Here is a 2239-nt window from a genome sequence, read left to right as displayed (position 1 = left end):
TACCATTCAAGGAGTCGTTTCGTGGACGAAGCCAAGTCGCCCGCTCGAGGCGCAGACCGCTTTGCCTTTCATGCTCTGCGCACCATTACCCGCTGCTGCGACGCCATCGGCGTGGCGCTTTTGATCGGCGTGCTGGGGCTCATCGTGAGCGCCGTCGTGACCCGCGACCTGCTGGGCTGGGGAATGCCCTGGTCCGAGGAGGTGGTGTCGCTGCTGGCGGTGTACGCCGTCGCCTTCGGCGCCATTTCCGCCTGGGTGCGCAGCGACCACCTGGTCGTGGATCTTTTCAGCCACCGCCTGGGCGCGCTCGAGCGCCAGTGCCAGTACCGGCTCACGGCGGCCATCTCGGCGCTGTTCTTCGCACTGGCGGGGTGGGGCGCCTGGACCATGTCCTACATGAGCGCCCATAACAATACGGTCTCGCTGGGCATCAGTTTCTCCTTTCTCTACTACGCCATCCTGTTCAGCTTCGCCGCCATGGCGCTGATCGCGCTGTGGCAGACCCTGCGCGGGCCGGTGGCCTGGCTTGCGCCTGCTGCCGAGGAGGTGGCGTCATGATGGAACTGGCGATATTCGTGGGGGGGCTGCTGGCGCTGATGATGATCGGCCTGCCGGTGGTCGTGGCCATCGGGGTGACGTCGTTCACGGCGCTGGCCGTCACCGGAGCGGGGGGGCTTCCGGTCGAGCTTCTGTCGCTGCGCATGATCCAGACGCTCAACAACTTCACCCTGCTGGCGATTCCGCTGTTCATCCTGGCAGCCAACATCATGAACCAGGGCTCGACGACCACGCGCATCTTCGACTTCGCCACCGCCCTGGTGGGCTTCACCCGGGGCGGGCTCGGTCACGCCAACGTGGTGGCGAGCTCGATCTTCGCCACCATGTCGGGTACGGCGGTGGCGGACGCCGCCGGGCTTGGCAGCATCGAGATCAAGGCGATGAAGGAGCGCGGCTACGCGCTGGGCTACAGCACCGGAATCACCGCCGCCTCGAGCGTCGTCGGGCCGATTCTGCCGCCCAGCATCGCGCTGGTGGTGTACGGGTGGCTGGCCAACGTCAGCATCGGCGGGCTGTTCATGGCCGGGATCATCCCCGGCCTCCTGATGGCGCTGCTGCTCATGGGCATGACGGTCTACCTCGGCGCGTCCGGCAAGGTGCAGATGCCCGAACCCACGCCCTTCGATGGCCGTGAAGTGCTGCGTACCGGCAAGCGGGCGGTGCTGCCACTGGTGATGCCGGCGATCATCGTCGGCGGGATCTGGGGCGGTTTCTTCACCCCCACCGAAGCCGGCGCCATCGCCTCGCTCTACGCCATCGTGCTTGGCGGGCTGATCTATCGCGACCTGAGTCTGAAAAACCTGTATGACGCCTTTCGCCGCACGCTGATGTTCAGCGCGGTGATCCTGCTGATCATCGCGGTATCGAGCTTCTACGGCTGGATCCTGGTGCGCATGGGGATCCCACAGGCGCTGGCCGGACAGGTGGCGACCGTCGAGATGCCGACCATCCTGCTGCTGGTCTGCTTCGCGCTGTTCTTCCTGCTGATCGGCTGCTTCATGTCGGTGATCGAGAGCATCCTGATCTTCACCCCGATTGTGGTGCCCGCCGCGCTCACCGCCGGGCTCGACCCGGTACACTTCGGCATCGTGATGGTGATCACGCTGTCGATCGGCGTCATCACGCCGCCCTTCGGCACGGTGCTGTTCATGATGGTCGGCATCACCAGGCTTCGCTACGGGCAGGTGGTCAAGGCGGTACTGCCGTTTCTAATCCCGGTGATGCTCGCCATCCTGCTGCTGATCGCCATTCCGGAGCTCGCGACCTGGCTTCCGGATCTGATGGGGTATTGAGATAATTTATCGAGATAGAGTGCCGAGAGAGGGTATCGAGTAGCGACGCCCCGTGGGGAGACCCACGGGGCGTTTTCGTTTTGTCTGGCAGCAATAGCAGCATGTGTGCGGCAAGGGGCTAATACCAAGATTGGCTAACCGCCTTCGCGGTAAGTACGCTGTGTTTTTTCAATGATACTTTCCAGTACAAGAAGGACATATGTCGACACTCTCCCTCGGGCTCGTCGGCGTCGGCAAGATTGCCCGCGCCCAACATCTACCGGCGCTCTCCGCCGCACCTGACTGCCAGCTTGCGGCAACGGCGGACCCGCACGCCTCGCTACCCGGCGTGCCCGCGTTCGAGTCCCTCGAGGCGATGCTCGATCACCGACCCGAGATCCAGGCGGTGG

The 2239-nt window shown here is 64.4% G+C and carries 2 protein-coding genes and 1 pseudogene; all 3 read left to right on the top strand.

Features of this window, described 5'->3' with window-relative positions; translation table 11 throughout:
* A partial coding sequence (locus BIS11_RS15660) for a TRAP transporter small permease (protein WP_301286490.1) occupies positions 1 to 558 on the top strand: 558 nt, incomplete at its 5' end.
* Positions 555 to 1850: a TRAP transporter large permease gene (locus BIS11_RS15655; protein WP_253586498.1), complete on the top strand. Its 1296-nt coding sequence runs from the start codon at positions 555 to 557 to the stop codon at positions 1848 to 1850. The genes BIS11_RS15660 and BIS11_RS15655, both read left to right, overlap by 4 nt.
* A gap of 199 nt (positions 1851 to 2049) precedes the next feature.
* Positions 2050 to 2239: pseudogene (locus tag BIS11_RS15650) on the top strand (gfo/Idh/MocA family oxidoreductase); the annotation flags it as partial.

Origin of the sequence: Halomonas sp. 707D4, assembly GCF_024158685.1 — a bacterium.
Taxonomy (GTDB): domain Bacteria; phylum Pseudomonadota; class Gammaproteobacteria; order Pseudomonadales; family Halomonadaceae; genus Vreelandella.
This window is presented reverse-complemented; position numbering and strand designations above follow the sequence as displayed.